Source organism: Flavobacterium anhuiense (assembly GCF_900101855.1).
Taxonomy (GTDB): domain Bacteria; phylum Bacteroidota; class Bacteroidia; order Flavobacteriales; family Flavobacteriaceae; genus Flavobacterium; species Flavobacterium anhuiense.
In genome coordinates this window covers 1-1,785 of sequence record NZ_FMVC01000014.1, presented here as the reverse complement: position 1 = coordinate 1,785, position 1,785 = coordinate 1, and the positions used below count along the sequence as shown (strand labels likewise).

The following is a 1,785-nucleotide window of genomic DNA, read 5'->3' as shown; positions in this document are numbered from 1 at the left end:
TGTTGAATCTTGACTGTTATTTCTCATCGCAACAAAATTTATTAAAGTTAAATTTTGTTACCGAATTATCTAACCTTTACAATTTCGACGAAGGAAAAATCTCCACAAGTAACTCGACAAAGATTGGCAACATACTGTACGGAGCTTCTCGTGAAGATTTCTCCTTCGTCGAAATGACAAATCATGTGGATATACAGTGTAATTATCTATAAATCGCAAACTTATTATGACTCAAAGTAAAACCCAAATTCTCATAAATCGCTACGTTTTCTACTCGTTTTTTATTTGTCGTTACTTCAATACTTTTCAGAGCATTTTTCTCAGCAAAACTTAAAATCTCATTTATTAATAATCTTCCAACGCCTTGACCACGATATTTTTTGTGAATGAAAAACTCCTGAATTTCACCAACCAATCCACAATGATGTAGGAGATTTTGAGTATGAAAACTAATAAATCCTAAACCTTCTGTTTCGTTTTCGGCGATGAGATAAAGATTTTTGGAGTTTGAAATGTTTTCGTTGAATATCATTTCGAAAACTTCAAAATCTAAAACCTCATTTTCAAGTTCGCAAATGGCTTTGTAGACAAAATCCAAATCTTGATTTTCTGCTTTTCTAATATTTGCTTTCAAACTCATAACCTTAACTCATATCAGTCAGTTTAATAATCTTATCATCTAAAAACTGAAAAATCGACTTCCCTTTCATTCTCAATTCCTGCCCCGCATTTAATCCGTTTGGGAAATCTATTGCAAGAACGGCGTAATAATCTATTTCAACGATTGCTGTAATTTCATCTTGTATGAATGATGTAATAGTTTGCTTTCTTGCTGAAAAATAATCTTTGGCTTGTTCGGCCTGAGTTTTAAATTCTTGTATTCCATTCAAAGTCAAATTTGTTTCACCATTCTGAATATTTTCAAAAACAATAGATTCGTCAAAATCGGCCACCATTTTATCAATATCAAATTGATTATAGCCTTCAATATAATTTTGGATTATTTTTTCTTTGTTGGTCATGGTATTTTCTATAAAAAAATTACTTTATCAAGATTACACAATTCTAAATTCAAAACCAATTCGATAGTCAGAAAAATTGTATTTTTACTCCACAAAAAAGAACTTGCAACTGCAAACTTGTTTTCTGCATAATCCAAAAATGTAAAAGAATTTTAAATATCTTTGAATCATGAGCACAGCAATAAAACCAAAACATATCGGCAGAAACATTAGCCGAATTAGAGAACTGAGAGACATGAAGCAGGAAGCGCTTGCTATTGCACTTGGTGTTAGTCAACAATCTATTTCTAATCTCGAAGGAAGTGAAAACGTTGATGATGAAAAATTAAACAGAGTTGCAGAAGCTTTGGGAGTTACACCTGAAGCAATAAAAAACTTTTCTGAAGATGCTGTTTTTAATATTATTGGGAATACTTTCGAAATAGAAAACAATACTGGTTCTTCAGTAATAAGTCATGGTTGCACTTTTAATCCGATTGATAAGCTTATTGAATCGTACGAAGAGAATAAAAAACTTTACCAAGAGTTAATTCAAGCTGAAAAAGAGAAAGTGGCTCTTTTGGAGAAGTTACTTGATAAGAAATAAGAATTTATTTTTATAAAAAGAAAAAACCGAAGCTTTCAAATTGAAGGCTTCGGTTTTTTTATACTCATCGTTTTTGTCATTCTTGTAAAGGTTAGATAATTCGGTAACAAAATTTAACTTTAATAAATTTTGTTGCGATGAGAAATAACAGTCAAGATTCAACATTAGAGAGGAACT

The 1,785-nt window shown here is 30.9% G+C and carries 4 protein-coding genes; 2 read left to right on the top strand and 2 right to left on the bottom strand.

Annotated elements, in window-relative coordinates:
• A partial coding sequence (locus tag BLP44_RS23080) for a hypothetical protein (RefSeq protein ID WP_211516900.1) occupies positions 1 to 212 on the top strand: 212 nt, incomplete at its 5' end.
• Here BLP44_RS23080 and BLP44_RS22830 read toward each other — a convergent pair.
• Both BLP44_RS22830 and BLP44_RS22825 read right to left on the bottom strand, forming a co-directional pair.
• The gene (locus BLP44_RS22830; protein ID WP_091136672.1) at positions 203 to 640 is read right to left on the bottom strand and encodes a GNAT family N-acetyltransferase; all 438 of its coding nucleotides are present in this window, start codon (positions 638 to 640) and stop codon (positions 203 to 205) included. The two genes, BLP44_RS23080 and BLP44_RS22830, sit on opposite strands and share 10 nt — an antisense overlap.
• Positions 641 to 644: 4 nt before the next feature.
• Positions 645 to 1,022, bottom strand: a complete 378-nt coding sequence (locus BLP44_RS22825; protein ID WP_066033378.1) for a nuclear transport factor 2 family protein — start codon at positions 1,020 to 1,022, stop codon at positions 645 to 647.
• Between the two features lie 169 nt (positions 1,023 to 1,191).
• On the opposite strand from BLP44_RS22825, the gene BLP44_RS22820 reads away from it, so the two are divergent.
• Positions 1,192 to 1,608: a helix-turn-helix domain-containing protein gene (locus tag BLP44_RS22820; protein WP_091136667.1), complete on the top strand. Its 417-nt coding sequence runs from the start codon at positions 1,192 to 1,194 to the stop codon at positions 1,606 to 1,608.
• Positions 1,609 to 1,785: the final 177 nt, after the last annotated feature.